General features: G+C 67.4%; 14 protein-coding genes and 1 tRNA gene. 3 read left to right on the top strand and 12 right to left on the bottom strand.

Annotation, left to right across the window (positions count from 1 at the left end):
• Positions 1–16: 16 nt before the first annotated feature.
• A complete protein-coding gene (locus ACWZHB_RS03185) occupies positions 17–1,270 on the bottom strand; it encodes a reverse transcriptase family protein (protein ID WP_427906436.1) in 1,254 nt (417 codons plus the stop codon).
• 423 nt (positions 1,271–1,693) lie between these two features.
• Here ACWZHB_RS03185 and ACWZHB_RS03180 point away from each other — a divergent pair, with 423 nt between their 5' ends.
• The gene (locus ACWZHB_RS03180; RefSeq protein WP_427906435.1) at positions 1,694–2,899 is read left to right on the top strand and encodes a DUF2254 family protein; all 1,206 of its coding nucleotides are present in this window, start codon (positions 1,694–1,696) and stop codon (positions 2,897–2,899) included.
• Here the strand turns inward: ACWZHB_RS03180 and ACWZHB_RS03175 are convergent.
• From ACWZHB_RS03175 to ACWZHB_RS03155, 5 genes are all read right to left on the bottom strand, one after another.
• Entirely contained in the window at positions 2,837–4,465 is a 1,629-nt protein-coding gene (locus tag ACWZHB_RS03175) for a serine/threonine-protein kinase (RefSeq protein ID WP_427906434.1), read from the bottom strand. The two genes, ACWZHB_RS03180 and ACWZHB_RS03175, sit on opposite strands and share 63 nt — an antisense overlap.
• A gap of 85 nt (positions 4,466–4,550) precedes the next feature.
• Positions 4,551–4,703: a hypothetical protein gene (locus ACWZHB_RS03170; RefSeq protein ID WP_427906433.1), complete on the bottom strand. Its 153-nt coding sequence runs from the start codon at positions 4,701–4,703 to the stop codon at positions 4,551–4,553.
• Between the two features lie 129 nt (positions 4,704–4,832).
• Positions 4,833–6,044 carry an acetyl-CoA C-acetyltransferase gene (locus ACWZHB_RS03165; protein ID WP_427906432.1) on the bottom strand — a complete coding sequence of 404 codons (1,212 nt, stop codon included), beginning with the start codon at positions 6,042–6,044 and terminating at the stop codon, positions 4,833–4,835.
• 18 nt (positions 6,045–6,062) lie between these two features.
• Positions 6,063–6,842: an IclR family transcriptional regulator domain-containing protein gene (locus tag ACWZHB_RS03160; RefSeq protein WP_427906431.1), complete on the bottom strand. Its 780-nt coding sequence runs from the start codon at positions 6,840–6,842 to the stop codon at positions 6,063–6,065.
• 540 nt (positions 6,843–7,382) lie between these two features.
• Positions 7,383–7,628 carry a hypothetical protein gene (locus ACWZHB_RS03155; protein ID WP_266298859.1) on the bottom strand — a complete coding sequence of 82 codons (246 nt, stop codon included), beginning with the start codon at positions 7,626–7,628 and terminating at the stop codon, positions 7,383–7,385.
• Between the two features lie 211 nt (positions 7,629–7,839).
• Here ACWZHB_RS03155 and ACWZHB_RS03150 point away from each other — a divergent pair.
• Positions 7,840–7,912, top strand: a tRNA-Asn gene (locus ACWZHB_RS03150).
• 111 nt (positions 7,913–8,023) lie between these two features.
• On the opposite strand, the gene ACWZHB_RS03145 is transcribed toward ACWZHB_RS03150, so the two are convergent.
• The 4 genes from ACWZHB_RS03145 to ACWZHB_RS03130 all read right to left on the bottom strand — a co-directional run bounded on the left by ACWZHB_RS03145 (position 8,024) and on the right by ACWZHB_RS03130 (position 14,429).
• The gene (locus ACWZHB_RS03145) at positions 8,024–9,319 is read right to left on the bottom strand and encodes a tyrosine-type recombinase/integrase (RefSeq protein ID WP_427906430.1); all 1,296 of its coding nucleotides are present in this window, start codon (positions 9,317–9,319) and stop codon (positions 8,024–8,026) included.
• Positions 9,320–9,355: 36 nt separating this feature from the next.
• Positions 9,356–9,628: a helix-turn-helix transcriptional regulator gene (locus ACWZHB_RS03140; protein ID WP_378952948.1), complete on the bottom strand. Its 273-nt coding sequence runs from the start codon at positions 9,626–9,628 to the stop codon at positions 9,356–9,358.
• A 353-nt stretch (positions 9,629–9,981) separates the two neighbouring features.
• Positions 9,982–12,918 (bottom strand): TraG/VirB4 family ATPase, encoded by a 2,937-nt coding sequence (locus tag ACWZHB_RS03135; RefSeq protein ID WP_427906429.1) that lies wholly within the window; start codon positions 12,916–12,918, stop codon positions 9,982–9,984.
• Positions 12,915–14,429 (bottom strand): hypothetical protein, encoded by a 1,515-nt coding sequence (locus tag ACWZHB_RS03130; protein ID WP_427906428.1) that lies wholly within the window; start codon positions 14,427–14,429, stop codon positions 12,915–12,917. Before ACWZHB_RS03130 ends, ACWZHB_RS03135 begins: the two co-directional genes overlap by 4 nt.
• Between ACWZHB_RS03130 and ACWZHB_RS03125 the strand changes: the two genes are divergently transcribed.
• The gene (locus tag ACWZHB_RS03125; RefSeq protein WP_427906427.1) at positions 14,395–14,787 is read left to right on the top strand and encodes a hypothetical protein; all 393 of its coding nucleotides are present in this window, start codon (positions 14,395–14,397) and stop codon (positions 14,785–14,787) included. The genes ACWZHB_RS03130 and ACWZHB_RS03125 overlap by 35 nt on opposite strands.
• Here the strand turns inward: ACWZHB_RS03125 and ACWZHB_RS03120 are convergent.
• Together ACWZHB_RS03120 and ACWZHB_RS03115 are read right to left on the bottom strand one after the other, a co-directional pair.
• The gene (locus tag ACWZHB_RS03120) at positions 14,765–15,169 is read right to left on the bottom strand and encodes a pilin (protein WP_427906426.1); all 405 of its coding nucleotides are present in this window, start codon (positions 15,167–15,169) and stop codon (positions 14,765–14,767) included. The genes ACWZHB_RS03125 and ACWZHB_RS03120 overlap by 23 nt on opposite strands.
• The gene (locus ACWZHB_RS03115) at positions 15,166–16,092 is read right to left on the bottom strand and encodes a hypothetical protein (RefSeq protein WP_427906425.1); all 927 of its coding nucleotides are present in this window, start codon (positions 16,090–16,092) and stop codon (positions 15,166–15,168) included. Before ACWZHB_RS03115 ends, ACWZHB_RS03120 begins: the two co-directional genes overlap by 4 nt.
• Between the last annotated feature and the right edge of the window lie 404 nt (positions 16,093–16,496).

The following is a 16,496-nucleotide window of genomic DNA, read 5'->3' as shown; positions in this document are numbered from 1 at the left end:
GCTGCGACGGCGCAGGTCAGCTGGTCCAGTCGACTCGGTCGGCCATCGCGAGAAGTCTGGCGCGGCGATGCGGACCGGTTTCGCCGATCCAGGAGATCAGCCCGTAGACGTGGGCGCGGAAGTCGTTGTGTCCGTGGCGGTTCTGAGCCGCGGCACCCGTGCGCAGACAGTTGTGGAGCAGGGCGCGGACGGCGTCGTAGCGGTCGCGGGGTGCGGCCGGGGCGTCGTTGACGACGAGCCCGGCCAGCACCTGTCGCTGGTGGGCGCGGCGGATCAGGGTCTTGCCGGTGTGCACGGTGAAGCCCTCGTCGCGGGCGATTCGGGTCACCGTCCAGATCAGCCGGGCGGTATCGAGGTCGTTGCCGGAGAAGGCGAGGTCGTCGGCGTAGCGGGTGTAGGTCAGGCCGTGGCGGCGCGCATAGCCGGTCAGGCGGCGATCGAGGCCGCGTGCGACGAGGTTGGCCAGGCGCGGCGAGGTCGGGGCACCCTGGGGCAGGTGCCGGGCGGCGAGCATGGTGCGCTGGAAGTAGTCGAGTCCGCGCAGTTCGGCCACCGGGGACGCGGTGGTGCACAGTTCGGCCAGAACGCGGGCCACCGGCGGGGAGTAACCACAGGCCACGAACACCGCACGCACCCGCGCCACGCCGATCGTGGGAAAGAAGTCACGCAGGTCCTGCCGGACCACCACCGCGGTTCCGGCATGCGGCGCGGCGAAAGATGCCGCACTGCAACCCTTCTCGAAGCCGTGACACGCGGGGTCGGCGGGGATGCCGGCGAGCACCCGGTGCAGGATCCGGCGCTGGATCTCACGCAACCGCACCTTCGGCGCCTCGACGAGCCGCATCCCTTTCGCCTTCGGTAGTCGCCGATATCGATAGTGCGACAACGGTTGTGACGCGCGCCGCAGCCAGCCACCCCGATCGGCGAACCACTCGAGCTCGGTCGGCGTCACGTTCAGCAACAGGGCCAGCGCGGCGAGATCCGGGATCTCGACCGCGCCGAATCGCATCGGCGCCACAACGGGATCGAGGGTGACAACAGTCGTCGGCAGCTTCGGCAGGTCGACCAGCACCCGGCGCAACGTGTTCACCGGATCCACCGGCTCGACCGGCATGAGGTCGATCACCCGCCCCGCGAGCTCCTGCGCCGGCCCCGGTTCGAGCACTTCGGCGAACGCCTCGGCCAGTGTCGAGGACCCCCACCCGTCGTCGAGGAGCTCGAACGAACGTGCCAGCCGCGCAGCCAGATCGGGCTCGATCGCCGGGCTCATCGGCGTGCGACAGTGACGGGGCGACCAGAATCCTTCGTCTGCGGTGCTGCGCGGCACGCGAAGCGTGCGCCTTTGCTCCGGACGCTGAGCCCAACTGACAAGACGTTCCCAGGGGTTACCCCTGAGGTGGGTCGAACCGACCCGCTCTCCCCCCGCCACCGTCGCACCCGGCCACTGTAGACACACCCGCGGCGAACCCCGGACGAGCCGCGCCGAGGCGCGAATCCGAGGGAGTCACCCTTTTCGGGTGAGCCGGGCACGCGGGTCGATGTGTGACCATCGCAAGGTCCGCGTTGGTCGTGCCGACAGGAGCTGAGTCGATGGCTGGTTCACGATGATCCGCGCTGGTCGACGCGCCGTGGTCACCGACCACCCGCCCGGCGACGCCAGGGGGCTCGACCTCATCGATGCGGACCGCGCCGAGTGCACGCCCGGATAACCCGCCGCCCGCGCCGCCTGCGAGCCGGTCTGGCCCAGCTCGCCTTCATGCTCGCGGGACTCGGCGCGGGGCTGGTCGTCCCGAGGATCGGCTGGGGACCACGCGTATCGAGCGGCCCGGTGACCGACGCGCTGCTCTCGATCGGGATCGGTTTGCTCGGCGCGGTGGCCCTCATATTCTCGCTGCTGTTCCTGGTGGTGCAGTGGGTGACCACCACGTTCACCCCCCGTTTGATGCTGTTCCGCGACGATCCCCTCGTCTGGCGAACCTTCGGTTTCGCTCTCGGCTTGGTCGTGTTCTGCATTACCGCCGCACTCGCCATCGGCAGGAAGATCGAGGTAACGGCTTTCGTGCCGGTGCTCGCGATGGTGCTGCTGCTCGTGCTGATCGCGCAATTGCGGACCCTGCAGTTGCGGGCGTTCGCCGCTATTCAGCTGGCGCCCGCGCTCGGCTCGATCGCCGACCGCGGACGCACGGTGCTCGACACCATGTACGCCGAACACAGCTCCGCCGCGCCAGAGCTGCCACCGGCACTGACAACGGTGGTCTGGCGGCATCCACCGGCGGTGCTGCAACGGGTCGAGACGGCCGCGCTGATCGACGCCGCCACGGCTGCGAATGTGACCATCGTCGTGCACGAGAGTCCGGGCGCCACACTGCATCACGGCGATCGCGTGGCAACGGTGCACGGCGGGGAGTTGTCCGCGGAGACGGTGCTGCGCGGGCTCGCCGTCGGCGATGAACGGACCTTCGATCAGGATCCGCTGCTGGCGGTTCGGCTGCTGGCCGATATCGGGCTGCGTGCGTTGTCCGCGGCGGTGAACGATCCGGCGACCACCGTCCAGGCCCTCGACCAGTTGGAGGATCTGCTCGGCTGGGCGGCCGCGGCACGGCTGGAATCACTGCACCACGCCGATGGCGACGGTGTCGAAAGGCTCGTCGTACATCTGCCGGGATGGGAGGAATTCCTCCGGACAGGTGTCGATGACATCGCCTTCGCCGCCCGCTCGCCGATGGTCGTCGCAGGTCTTCGAGGCGCCCTGCTCCGGATCCGCGACCGCGCCACCCCCGAGCGCGCCGCCGGGCTCGACAGACGATTGGCCCGACTCGACGGAAAGGTCGCCGAGCTATGCCTCGATCCCGGCGACGCAGAACCCGTTCGCGGCCTGGTCGAGGGTGAACTCGATTGATGTTTTCGCACCGTCCGCGCCGGTCACCGGCGCGCTGACGGTTACGGCCGACCCGGTCGAACCGCGCACCGTGAGCGCTTTGTCCTCGAAGCGCCGCACCCCGGACAGCGCGGTGCCGGGCTGGGCGCCGGTGCACAGGAGCGGGTAGTCGGGTTCCACGTCGGCCGGGTTCACCGGATCACCGACCACCCGGCTCAGATACCGTTCGACGGTGTAGCGCGCCTGCTCGTCGGTGAGCTGGGTCGCGGACCGATCACTGACGATCGGGCAGCCGTAGACAGACCGCAACTCGCTGGGCCGCAAGCTCACCTGGAGCGTGTCGTTCTGCCAGTAGGGTCCGAATTGGCCGAGCACGCCGGGCCGGCGCACCGCGTCGGTGATCTGGGCGACGTCGCCGTACATCCCAGGTATTTCGGCGGGCGACTGGGTCCAGCATTTGCGGACCAGTGCGCTCATGTCACCGGCGAGGACATCGTCGAGCCACGGGCGCAGGACAGTCGCCGCGTTCGGACTGCCCGGGACCGCACCGATCTGCGCGGCAGGCTTGGTCACCGGCGCGTCCGACCCACCCCGATCCTTGGCGGTCAGTACGGCGAACGCGGTCACCCCCGCCACCGCCGCCGCGGCGCCGACTCCGACCAGGACCCGGCGTGTCCGTGAGCGTCCGCTCGGTGGTGTGGGCGGCGTATCTCGCCGCAGCACAGCGGTATCCGTCAGAGCGGGGATGCCGGTGAGCGCGGCGACCGCGGCGTCGGCGAGCTCACCGCAGCTGGCGTACCGGTCGTCCGGGTTCTTCGCCATCGCCCGCGCGATCACCGCGTCCAAGGCGAACGGCAACGCCGGATTTCCGGCCGACGGGCGCGGCGGCGGTTCGATCAGATGCGCGCTGATCAACGCGGCGGGACTCTCCCGCTGGAACGGAACGAACCCGGTGAGCAGCTCGTAGAGCGTGCCGCCGAGGGCGTACACATCGGTGCGCACGTCGAGCGGCTGACCCTCCAGCTGCTCGGGGGCCGCGTAGGCGAGGGTGCCGAGCACCGAACCCGCGGACGTGAGACTTGTTGTCTCCCCCATACTTCGAGCGATCCCGAAATCGGTGACCAGCACCTCGTCGGTGCCGTCATCGGCCCGCGCGATCAACAGGTTCGCCGGTTTGATATCCCGGTGCAACAGACCCTGCCGGTGCGCGTAGTCCAGTCCTTCGGCCGCCTCGGCGACAATGCGCACCGCCCGCTCCGGCGTGAGCACCGACAGCCCCTGGCGCAGCAACTGCGCCGCATCGAGGCCGTCCACGAACTGCATCGCGATCCACAGCCGATCGCCGTCGACCCCACGGTCGAAGATCTGCACCACATTCGGATGCCGCAGCCGGGCGGCCAGGTCAGCCTCGCGCTCGAACCGCGCCCGAAACGTCGGCTCCACCGCCAACCGCGCATCGAGGACCTTCAGCGCATCCCGGCGCGGCAGTCGTGGATGCTGGGCCAGATAGACCGCGCCCATTCCCCCGCCACCGAGCCTGCGTTCGATGCGGTATCCCGCGAGGATCGCCCCTGGCCCGAACTCCATCACCACTCCTTCGCAGCACGACCACCCACGTGACTGCGCCCCAGGCTATCCGCCCCGGCACACCCACGCTGGTGGTCGATTCGACTCAGGTGGTGGCGTCTGGATCTCCTACGGCGGCCAGGAAGGTCGGAAACTGGTTGCCTGCGACCGGCTCGGCGGGCGCCGTGCTCGCGTCGCTGTGATCCTGGGCGCTGAACAACGGCACCGGTGCGGCGCCGACGGTGTTCGGATCAGTCATGGGTGTTCCCCCGTGTATCGGTTTACCTGAGCGGTAGTGGCGCCGAGCCTAGCGGCATCCGCATGCGGTCATCGGCGTGGGTCGCAGAGGATCCTGCGATCTGCCTGACCAGAGGATACCTGTGCCGGATCAGCAGACGCGTTCGAAGACGGCTGCCAAACCCTGTCCGCCGCCGATGCACATCGTCTCGAGCCCGTAGCGACCCTCACGGCGAGACAGCTCGTGCAGCAGGGTGGCCAGGATTCTGGCGCCGGTGGCGCCGACCGGGTGGCCGAGGGAGATCCCCGAGCCGTTGGGATTGACGCGCGGATCGTCGGGTTCGACCTTCCAGGTTCGCAGCACGGCCAGGGTCTGCGCGGCGAAGGCCTCGTTGAGTTCGATCAAGTCCATGTCGGCAAGGGTGAGATCCAGTCGAGCGAGCGCCTTTTCGGTCGCGGGGACCGGCCCGATGCCCATGGTGGCCGGCGGTACCCCCGCGACCGCCCACGACGCGAGCCGCGCCATCGGACGCAGGCCGAGCGCCTGCGCGCGCTCCGCAGTGGTGACGATGCAGACAGCCGCGCCGTCGTTCTGGCCACTGGAATTGCCTGCGGTCACGGTGGATTCGGGATCGGCACCGAGCCGGATCGGACGCAGCCGCCCCAACGTGTCGAGGTCGGTATCGGCACGCGGGTGCTCATCGGTCCGCACCAGCAACGGGTCCTGTTTCCGTTGCGGCACAGCGACAGTCACCATCTCCGCGTCGAAACGTCCATTCCGCTGCGCGTCGACGGCCCGCTGATGCGACTGCACCGCGAGCGCGTCCTGATCCGCGCGGCTGATGCCGAACTGCGCGCGCAGATTCTCCGCGGTCTCGATCATGCCGCCGTCGACGCGAAAGTTCTTGCCACCGGCGGTGACTCGCGCGCGAGCGAGACGGTCGTGCAGCACCGGCCCGTCGCCGCGGATGCCCCAGCGGATGTCGGCGGCGTAGAACTCGGTGCGGCTCATGGATTCCACCCCACCCGCCAGCACGAGATCACTGCCGCCCGACTGCACCTGCATGCACGCCTGCAGCACTGCTTGCAGGCCCGACCCACAGCGCCGGTCGACCTGAACGCCCGGCACGCCGACACCGAGGCCGGCGTCCAGCGCGGCGATCCGGCCGATCGCGGGGGCGTCGCCGTTGGGCGATGCCTGACCGAGGACGACGTCGTCGACGGTCGCAGGATCGAGCCCGGTGCGGGCGATCAGTTCCGTGATCACGGTCGCGGCGAGTTCTTGCGGGGCAAGGTCTTTGAAGACACCGCCGAATCGGCCGACGGGCGTGCGCAGCGGTTCGCAGATAACAGCTTCGGGCATGGATCTTCCTCGTTGACGTCAGGTGTTGGAACGGATCTGGGTCAGGTCGTGCTCGATCGCGGTGCTGGTCGCGAGCAGGGCGGGGATCAGGGAATCGCGGACCTCGCGCAGCGTGTAGCGGGCGGCGTGGGTGGAGATGTTCACCGCGGCGACCACAGTGCCGTGCCGATCGCGCAGGGGCGCCGCCATGGAGCGCAGTCCGTGCTCGAGCTCCTGGTCGACGATGCAGAAGCCGTCGGAGCGGACCTGTGCCAGCTCAGCGCGCAGTTGGCGCTTCGTGGTGACCGTCGCGTCGGTGAGCGGCGTCAGGTCGGCCTGTGCGAGGTATTCGCCGAGCGCGTCGTCGTCGAGATCTGCGAGCAGTACTCGGCCCATCGAGGTGGCGAACGCGGGGAAACGGGTGCCGATATTGATCGAGACGGTCATGATCCGGCTCACCGGAACACGGGCGACATAGACGATGTCGGTGCCGTCCAGGATCGATACCGAGGTCGACTCGCGGACCTTCTCGGCCAGTGCTTCGAGATGCGGGCCTGCCAGGTCGGGCAGGCTCAGGCTGGACAGGAAGCTGTAGCCGAGTTCGAGAACCCTTGGCGTGAGCCAGAACTGGGTGCCATCGGAGCGCATGTAGCCCAGTTCGACCAGGGTGAGCAGGAAACGTCGCGCGGTGGCCCGGGTCAGCTCGGTGGACTGGGCGACCTCACTGAGGGTGCGCCGGGGATGTTCGGCGTCGAACGACCGGATGACGGCGAGGCCGCGCCCGAGGGACTGCACGTAATCCGGCGACGGTTCGGTCATGACTGCCGTGACTCCTTCTCCCGTGGGAACCGGTGGCGCTCGCCCCGCGGCGAACGTCGATGCACCGGGCCCGCGGCTACGTCGCGGCAGCCCTCACCGAAGTTCGGCATGCACGAGGGCCTCATGTTCACCATACGAACAATAGTCCGCATAGCGAACCAAGTTAAGGCCACACCCCAATAGATGGTCAAGGGCATGCGCGGCGCGATGGGCCTGGTCCACGGCGCGAAACGGGTCATCGTGATGGCCCGACGGCCTGACCCTCGCCGAAACCGCGCCGGGCGTCAGCGAATCCGACGTCCGCGAGGCCACCGGCGCGCACCTCGGAGTCGCTCTGACAACCGTCGTCCGAGAGTTCGATAACGGCTCGATGGCTAGCGCGAGGCGAACAGTGAAAGTGTCTGTGCTGTAAACGAATTCAGCCAGATCTAGCCGAGGGCGCCACTCAGCAGGTACAGCCCTCTTGCATCGAGTCGGATTCCTCGTCAGCCAGGGACTTCCATACAAGCGAACCGACGTACCCGGCCGCCTGGATTCAGCTCAGCGGCGCAGCTGATTGTGGGGAATCAGCACCGTGGTCCGCTCGTCGATCGGCTCCATCGGCTCCAGCTTCTGCTGCGTGCTCAACTTGTCCGACAGCCTCTGCCGACCCACCGACACCAGCTTCTTCGTCACCGGGGACCCCGTGACAGCCCGCGTCGCCGCACTGATCTGCTCGTAGCGCGCGCGCCCGGCCTTCGTACCGAGCACATACCCGGCCGCTACGCCGATGATCAACCGCAGCATCTCCTGGAGCTCCTCCCACGTCTGTGTGCGCGCTCCATCCTGCCCCAGCCGCCCCATCCATGTCGATCCGGCCACCATCCGACGACACATCGTTATACGCCGCATGTCCGCAGGTAGCGCCCCGATTTGGGTTCCCGCGACACGATGCGCTAAAGTTTCATCTCGGTCAGCCCGCCAAGGCAGACCGCCTGAGTCTAGCCACCCAGGGCAATCCCCTATAGCTCAATTGGCAGAGCAGCCGACTGTTAATCGGCAGGTTTCTGGTTCGAGTCCAGATGGGGGAGCATAAGAAATCCCCTGACCAGGCAAAATGGTCAGGGGATTTCTTCGTTTATCCTGCATTTTCGGGCCATCACCAAGAAAACACCAAGAATTCGCCACCAAGAACGTCGTTGTCAGCCCGACGTACCGAACCCCAGCTCCAGCGCGGCCGATGAGTCCGGCGCCTGCTCCGGTGACGCGATGTAGTGCCGTTCGGTGATCGCCTCGCGGGAGTGCCCCAACTGCTTGGCGGCGGTCTTCGAATCCGACGTCTCGGCGATCAGCGTCGCTACCGCCTTCCGGAACGTGTACTGCGTGACATCCTGATACAACGTGCCCCGGGCATTCCGCCATGTCCGATTGAAGTTGTTCGGATCGCGCAGCACTGCGCCCCGACCGGGAAAGACGAGCGGGACCTTGTCTTCGATCTGCACCACGTTGGTACCCACCTCGCGCAGCGCCTTCACCGCGCACATCCGTCCACAGGTCGGGCTGTCGCGTAGCCGCTTCAGCATCTCGATCGTGAACCCGGGCAGCGCCACCGTCCGATGCCCGGCATCGGACTTCGCCCACTCCTGCCGGAACAACCCCTTCCCGTTGAGCCTGACAATGGTCGCCGACACGGTGAACGTCGCCGGTTTCGCCTCGAGATCGAACTGATCCCACGACGCTGCCAGCGCTTCGCCTGGCCGCACCCCTGAGCCCAGGATCAAATCGGCCACATCGAGTATCGTCCGGTCCCTTTTCGGGCCGTGCGTGTAAGCGGGCGCTCCCGGAATCTCGTTACCCGCCAACCACTCCCGAAGTTGAGCACGCAGACCTGCCAGGCGGTCCCGCTCGATCGTCTGAGGTTTGATCTTGCGGCTGCGCAGACGCGATGTGTCTCGCACCGGGTTCTCCGGCAGGGCTCCGTATCGCACGGCGACCCCCATGATGCCGGTCAGAATCACCTTGTGCAGCCGCGCCTTCGACCTCATTCCGGCAGCGACAATCGACTGGATGTGTTCGTCGAGTCGACCTGTATCTGCCTCCCAGACACGAAGATTGCCGATCGCGGGACGCAGCTTGACCGTCGCCTTGTCGGCGCGCTTGTCATCGCTCGCGTCGATCTCGCCCTTGTACAGGTCATACGACTGCTGGCCTACGCCTTCATCTCGTGACACCTCGTCGAGCCAGATGTCCATCAGGACGGTGAGGCGTGTATCGCGGGTGACTTTGCCGCGCGTGCGGCCCTTGTACTGCTTCTGCCGAGCTGTGAGCTTCTTCCGCAACTCCGCCGTGGCCTTGCTCTTGGTTTTTCCGAGTGCATCCACGACGCGGCCCGTGCCGTCGTAGTCACGAAACGTGACCCAGGCTCTCCACTTCCCGTCCTTCTGCTCCTTGGTGCCGATATCGCCGTAGCTGCCGAGCTCGGTGGCTGGTCGTGGCATTGATCCTCTCGATTCTTTCGATTCTTTCGATGGCTGTCAGGCGGCTTCGGGTTGGTCATCGGTGTGCACCATGCACGCTTTGAGGTAGGCGTCCAGGTCACCGAGGCGATACATGCACGAGTTGCCGGAGGGCTTCGAGTAGCGGGGGCCGCGTCCCATCGCGGCCCAGTTCGCCAGCGTTCGAGGGTGCACGCCCAAGTAGTCGGCAGCCTCACTGCGGTTAAGCCAGCGCCTGTGTCCCGTCCGGTGTGGACCGCCGGGCCTGTGCAGCGGCGTGACCACCTCGCCGCCAGGAGTTCTCGGATTCATCAATTCCTCGCTTTCTTCGTGCACCACGCCGCGTGTCCGGTGCCAAGTAAGGGTCGGCGGCGACGGGGTGATGGGTTGCGTGAAGGGACCGGATCATTCCGACACCGGGTCCATGAACGCTCCGTAGTTGGTGAGCAGTCAAATAGCTTCTCGTCCAACGTTTCTGCTGTCGCGTCGCCCGATTTGGGGTTTCCCGTTCGCCGACCGCCCCGTTCGGGCACAGCGGCGGATTCCGGGCGGATTGGGTAGCGCGTGGATGCGCGGACGGGCCGCGCTAGATCGCTCTCGCCGGGCATGCGGGGTCCGTGATGGTGAAGAAGATTTGGGCGTCCTACGACCGGAGCAGGACGAGCTCATGCCCCATAACTTCCGACCACCACCTCGGCTCGGTCGCTGGCAGACGCGACCATGTTCGGGTGGCCGGTCTCCTGCTTGTTAGGAGTGCCGGTCAACGAGTCCGCCAACGTATCGCCGATCTCGACGTCGGTGTTGGGTTCGTCATCCCTAGCGGCTAGTTCGACCGGAGCGGTCGTGATGATGGAGTTCTCGGTGGCCGACGCCAGCGATCCGAACACAGCCCGATCTCCGCCGACCGTGAGGAGACCGCTCCCCCGTGCGGCCGAGAGCAGGAATTGTTGTTCTCCGTCGGAGAGGTGGAACGCGGTGGCGACTTCGTCGATGGCTTGGGGTGCTTGGCGTAGCAGGATCTGGGTCGCAGCGTTGGACACGATCGCGCGTCCGAGCTCGGTTGAGCACACGTCGGCGCAGTCCTGGGTTGCCACGGTCAGCCCGGCCCAGTGCTTGCGGAAACTCTTGGCCGCCTTGAACAAGAACCGTGCTCCGGCGGGCTGGCTCAGCAGCAGCCACCCTTCGTCCACGGTGATCATGCGAGGTCGTCGCAAGCCCGGGTGCGACACCCGGCGCCAGGTCAAATCCAGCACCAGCAAGGTGCCGATCGTTTTCAGCTCCTCGGGCAGTTCTCGCAGCGAGAACACGATGAGCCCACCGTCCGGGTCGGTGGTGGTCGGGCCATCCAGCAGAGCGCCGTAGGCTCCGCCGCCGACGAACGGATGCAGCCCAGCCTCCAACTCTGCGGCGGCGGGGGCTGCCATCCGGGCGAGTTGCTCGCGCAATCCGCCCAGGGTGGGTGCCGGTTGGGTCCAGGTGGCCGGGTCTTCGGTGATCCCGACAGCGGCGTAGGTCGCCGTCAACGCCGAGTCCAATGCTGTTCTCTGCGCGGCGGTCTGGTCACCGAGCAACACCTGCATCAACGTGTGCAGAAACAGCTTGCGCCGCGTGAGCGCATCGGGCGGGGCACTGCGGCGGCCGTCGTCTCGGGTGTGGATTTCCAGGTCGAAGGGGTTGAGTCGCACGCCGGGGGCTCCGAGGCGGATGGTGGTTCCGCCGACAGTTTCGGCGAGGCGGCGGTATTCGTCTTCGGGGTCGATCACGATCTGTTCGATCCCGCGATAGAGCGACCGCAGGATCTCGGTTTTGACCAGGTAGGACTTACCCGCACCACTACGCCCGAGGACGACCAGGTTGTGGTTGTGTGCTTCGGGGGCGAACCGGTCCACGAACAGCAGCCCGGAGGCGGCGTCGCGGCCGTAGAGCACCCCGTGCGGGCGGGCGGCCTGCGCCGGATCGACGGCGGGAAGTTGTGGGGAGTCGAAAGGGAACGCCGCGGCGAGGGCGGTGGTGTCGAAGGTGCGCTGGACTCCGATCAAGTCCTGGCCCAGCGGCAGAGTGGTGGCCCAGGCTTGAGCGGCTCGGTAGGACAGGGTGCAGGTATCCACGAGCAGGCTGGCCGCCAAGGCCCGCACGGCGGCAACCTCGTCAGCCAGTTCGGCCTCGGATTCGGCGTGCACGCTCAGATATATCCCGACGCGGAACAACCTCGCCTCCGCGCGCGCGACCCGGGCGGACAGGTCGGCGGCGTCCTCCACCGCAACATCGACCTGTGGGTCGGTGAGGCGGCCTCGGCCCGTGTCGTGCATCCGGGAGGACTCGAGTCGGGCTTGCTGGCGGCGTAGACGGGTGGCGGCAGTGACCGGGTCGACGGGGTCGATGTGTATGGCGACCTCGACACGTCCGGGGTGTGAGAGCAGTGGTGCGAGCCAGCCGGCCGTTACCTCTCTCGGGTATCCGGTGACCGCGAGGGTCTGAGTCCAGTCCGAGCCGATCTCGAGATGCCGGGTGCCGATGGTGAGTGATTCCGGCGCGAACCCGGTCTCGGTGGCGAATGGGTCGACCACTGCGGAGGCGGGGTCAGACGTGATGATCGCGGAGGGTTCGGCGATGTCGGCTGCGACCGAGACGAGGCCCTCGGGGTTGGTGCAGCTGGTCAGCACCGACCGCGCCTGCGTCTCTTCGAGAGAGGTGACCGAGATTCCCAGCGGTGCAAGGACATCGGCTGCCTCGGCCATCCGGCGTAGGAGCCGCGATTGCGCAGCCCGGCGCGCGCCGGTGGACAGCGCGCGCCGGGCCCGGTTTCGTCCGGGCCACCGGGCACGCAGCCCGGTGGCGGCGAGGCTCTGCGTGGGTTCGCGCCACACCAGCAGCACTTGGCGGTGGGTCGGGTTCTCTCGCGCGGCCAGCTCGGCGAGATGATCGGCATGATCGAGCGCGGACACAGCGAGGTCGGTTGACATCTGCTCGGCGGCGGAGTGCAGGCCGGTGATCTGTTCTGTGAGGTCCAACCGTGCCGAGCGCACCAGGATCTGCACGGGTTGGCGCAGCGTGTGTAGCCATCCCGCGAGTTGGCCGACGAGACTGTCCTGTTCGGCCGGGGTACGCAGGCTCAGGTTCAGGGTTCCGGCGACCGCGATGACGGCGAGCCCGTCGGCACCGAGGTCGATCACCCCGATACCGCTACCGGTTTGCGTCACCGACTCCGGCAGCGGTGACATCTGCGCGGTGAACGCGACCGGTGTGGGTGGGCGGGGCCGGGTTCGGGTGGTGCGGTTGGTGATCCATTGCGGCGGGGGCGGTGCCTGCCCGCGTGTTCTCACCAGGTGACGTGGGCGCAGGCGGTGGCGGATCGCAGCGACGGCGAGCAGGTCGGTCGACAGACCGTCGCGTCGGGTCACGACGGCGACGGTGACAATGACTCCGATTGGAGTCATTGTGGCGAGAAAGATCGGCGGCTCGATCACCGTTTTGACGGTGATCCAGGCGACGTAAATCAGTGCGGCGGTGGTGGCGAGGACGGCGAGTTGGCGGGCGGTGAACGGACCCAGCAGTCGGTCGGAGCGGTCGACGTCGGCGGGGATGCGCACGATGGTGCTCATTGCGGGGTGTCTCCTCTCGGAGCGCGTGGTGCGCGGCGGCGCACGGGCAGGTCGGGCATGGGTAGATGCAGCTGCCGCCCCGCAGGACGCGCAGGCGCGGATGCGGGTGGATGTGGCGGGTTCGGTGGCGGCGGAACAGGTTTGACCCGGGTCACCGGGAACGGCAGCGGGTACTGGCCGCTGCGGTTCGGCCGGAGACGGGCGTAGGGGTCGGCCGGGGCGGGCTCGGTGAAATCGAAGGCGAGCTGTTGAGGTGTTGCCCGGCGGCCGGGTCGCTCGGGTGGTGGTGTGGCCGGTGGTGTCGTGCGGACCCGGCGGACCGGGATCGGGAGCGGGTACTGACCGCCAGCCCCGGCGCGGATGCCCCGGTATGGGTCCGGTGGGGCGAAGTCGAACGCGAGCTGGCGTCCACGTTGAGCCCGCGTCGGTCTCGGCGGTGGGGTGGGGCTGGTCGAGTGGGCGGGTGTCGGGCTCGGCTGGCGGGCGACGCGGCGCACCCCTGCCAGAGGCAGCATCAGCTGCCCGTCTCGCGTCGAGCGGACCCGCGCAAACGGATCCACAGGTCCGGAGCTGGTAGCGGTACGAGGTGCTCGTGGGGGCCGGGCCGCACGCTGGCCGGATGTCGCTGAGGCGGCGCTGCGTGCGCTACTCGCGGTAGAACCTTTGAGCAGGCCGAGCGTCTTGTAGGCGATGAAGCCACGCACAATCGAGCCGACGAAGCTGCGGCCTTGCCCGATCTTGAGTACCGATAGCAGCCAGAACGGGGTCTTGATCAACACGAACATCAGCGCCAAAGCGACGATCATGTTCACGATCTCGTTCGCGTCCGGGCCGAACAGATACCACCCGCCCGGGGCCAGCAGCACCCGCAGAACCGTCACCAAGATCAGCGACTGCACGACCTGGATCCCCAGGCACGCGGCGAACGAGCGCCACCACCACCGCGCTACCCCGTCGATACCCGGCAGGGCATGACACATCAACGCTAGCGGTGCACCCACGATCAGCAGGATCGTGATGGTGACTCGCACGACGTAGCTGATGAGCAGCACGAGCAGCATCACCACCAGCGCGAGATAGAGCAGCAGCGCGAAGCCTTGGCTCTGTGGACCGGTCGTTGCGAGCTCGGTCAGCGCATCGGCGGCTGAGCCGGAGTCGACGCCATCTCCGGCCACGGCGGCGGCGAGTGCGTTGGCGAAGCTGATCGCTGCCGTGGCGATCGCCATGCTCAGTCCCCCGGCGGCGAACCCGACCACCAGGCGGGGGGCGAGTTCTCGGAGCGACCATTGGGTCTGCAGGTTCTCGCGCATCATCAGCAGCACCCCGGCCGCCATCACGACGAGCACGTAGAGGGCGGTGACGATCTGCCAGGACTGGTTCCACAGCACACCGATCTGTGGGATCTCACTGGGTTCGGGTGTGGTGAGCAGGGTTTCCGATAGCAACTCGAGCAGCGGGTTGAGCGCGGACTCGACGATGCGCCGGAAGAATCCGTCGATCGCGTTCTCCACGCACCCGTTGATGTTGGTGACCCCGCACTCGGCCGAGGTCGATGAACCCGGCGAAGCCGGAGAGGGTGTGGGCGTGGCCGGGGTCGGGGTGGTGGTCGAGGGCGGCGTCACCCACCGCGACGGCGGGGTCGTAGTCGGCGGAGCGGTCGTCGGTGAGGCAGGTGTCGGGGTCACCGGCACAGGGGGCGTCGGCGTGGCGGGCTGGGCGGCGGCATTACCCGCGCCGGTGAGCCCGAGTAGGACCGCCACCAACACCGCCACCACTGCCGCCGTTATGGCGGTGCGTACGAGTGCGCAGACCCGGGTGGGACTGGGCTGGTGTGAGGCGTTCACCGTCAGCCGCCGACGATGGACTTGAGAACGGCCACGATGACCGGTGCCAGCACCGCCAACCCGTAGCCGATGCACGCGGCACGGAAGGCGGTCTTGGCTTTCTCGGTCTCGGCGGGGTCTCCCGCGCCGAGCAGATACCGCGCACCGGCAACGGTCAGGCACAGCGTCGCCAACCCTGCCAGGATCCCCATCACCCAGTTGCGGGCGTTGTCGATCACCTCATCCAGCGACGACGCGACCGCCAGCACCGCTGTCTGCGGGGCGGCCGACGCTGACCCGGCCATCAGCACCAGCAACGCCATGATCGTGGCTAGGGCCGCGAGGATCGTCGCCCGCCGCCGCCGCAGCACCGCCTGCCGAGTCGAGGACAGTGCCACCACGCTGAGGTGTTCTCGGTTCCCGTTCATGCCGCCACCTGCCCGTGCTCGGTGATCCGCTGCGCCGGTGCCGAGGAGTCGCGCTTGGGCCGGCGACCTCGCCGCGGTAACCGTGAGGGCGGCGCGAGTGCGGTGACCGTCGCGGCCTCGACGGAGCTGGTGCGATCGGAGTCCAGGTCTCGGGCGCGTTCGGTCAGCCACGCCAGCAGGGCGCGTTCGGCGCGGCGGCGTTGCTTGCGCAGCTTGCCCAACGACACGCCACGCTCAGCCGCCAGCGAAGTCAGCGAGCGGGCCTCCCACCGCGAAGCGGCGATGAGTTCGGCCGCGTCGGCGGAGATCACTCCGGCCGTCACAGCTCGGGCCAGAACCGTCTCGGGATGGCCGGGTTCGGCGATCGCCGACCGCGCCCGCGTTGCGAGCGGACCGAGGTCGCAGTCGATGTCACCCGCTGACATCGCTGGTGATTGCTGCTGATTCGCCCCGGTGATCATCGCGCGGTAGGCCGCCCACCGCAGGCGATGCCACACCCCGGGCCGGTCCAACGGGACGCGAGCGAGGTGGGTGAGGAATCCGGTCAGTACCTCGGACTCGACGTCGTGGCGGCTGCTGCTGCCCGGGGTGGCGTATTCCCCGGCAACTCTGCTTAGCATCGGCACGGCCAGGCCCGCGCACACCAGCATCGCGTCCTGGTCGTGGTTGTGTGTGCGTTCGATCAGCCATACCCAGATCGCGTCGATCTCGGCGATCGGCACCGCCGGGTCCCACAGCCGCTCGCGCAACTGCTCCCACGTCCGTACCGAGCTGGCCGTGGCGGCGTCCGGCGTCGGCACCGCACGCGGGTAGGCGGGCAACAACTCGGTGGCGATGCGGTCGAAACCCGCCCGCACTACTGCCAGCGGAGAACCCGGTTTACCGCCCGATCCCGCATATGTCCCGACGTGTGAATTCGTCACCACAAAGACTCCTTGTTTGATCGAGAACTTCCGACCTCACAAGGACACCTGCGGCCTCTATCTGAAACATATCCAAACCATATCCAAAACCTATCTGAAACATATCCAAGTCATATCTTTGGCGACCTGGCGAATATTTCGCTATCGCTTAGCTCGGGCCTCGATATCCCACTCATACCCGGACTGATATGCCCATCTACCTGCAACCGTGAAGGCGCGGATAGGTTCAGGATATGAACCGGATATGTTTCAAATAGATTGCCGATATCCCATCCGAGCCGGTTCGCAACCACCCGAAAAATTCTCAAAAAAGTTCGACCCGCCACCCACAGAACGGCATCCTGTCGCCATTTCTGTCTCAGAAAATTCTCAGAAAAAAGTTCTAATAATTGTGTCCCGAAAAC

It is taken from the genome of Nocardia sp. FBN12, assembly GCF_054031145.1.
Note: the sequence above shows the minus strand (reverse complement) of the source record. Positions and strands in the feature narration are given on the sequence as shown.

Bases quoted from the DNA above. Each gene is read 5' to 3' on its own strand.
- ACWZHB_RS03185 (WP_427906436.1), bottom strand. From the start codon at position 1,270: ATGAGCCCGGCGATCGAGCCCGATCTGGCTGCGCGGCTGGCACGTTCG.
- ACWZHB_RS03160 (WP_427906431.1), bottom strand. From the start codon at position 6,842: ATGACCGAACCGTCGCCGGATTACGTGCAGTCCCTCGGGCGCGGCCTC.
- ACWZHB_RS03145 (WP_427906430.1), bottom strand. From the start codon at position 9,319: ATGCCACGACCAGCCACCGAGCTCGGCAGCTACGGCGATATCGGCACC.
- ACWZHB_RS03135 (WP_427906429.1), bottom strand. From the start codon at position 12,918: ATGAGCACCATCGTGCGCATCCCCGCCGACGTCGACCGCTCCGACCGA.
- ACWZHB_RS03155 (WP_266298859.1), bottom strand. From the start codon at position 7,628: ATGCTGCGGTTGATCATCGGCGTAGCGGCCGGGTATGTGCTCGGTACG.
- ACWZHB_RS03170 (WP_427906433.1), bottom strand. From the start codon at position 4,703: ATGACTGATCCGAACACCGTCGGCGCCGCACCGGTGCCGTTGTTCAGC.
- ACWZHB_RS03175 (WP_427906434.1), bottom strand. From the start codon at position 4,465: ATGGAGTTCGGGCCAGGGGCGATCCTCGCGGGATACCGCATCGAACGC.
- ACWZHB_RS03125 (WP_427906427.1), top strand. From the start codon at position 14,395: ATGCGCCGGAAGAATCCGTCGATCGCGTTCTCCACGCACCCGTTGATG.
- ACWZHB_RS03120 (WP_427906426.1), bottom strand. From the start codon at position 15,169: ATGAACGGGAACCGAGAACACCTCAGCGTGGTGGCACTGTCCTCGACT.
- ACWZHB_RS03140 (WP_378952948.1), bottom strand. From the start codon at position 9,628: ATGAATCCGAGAACTCCTGGCGGCGAGGTGGTCACGCCGCTGCACAGG.
- ACWZHB_RS03165 (WP_427906432.1), bottom strand. From the start codon at position 6,044: ATGCCCGAAGCTGTTATCTGCGAACCGCTGCGCACGCCCGTCGGCCGA.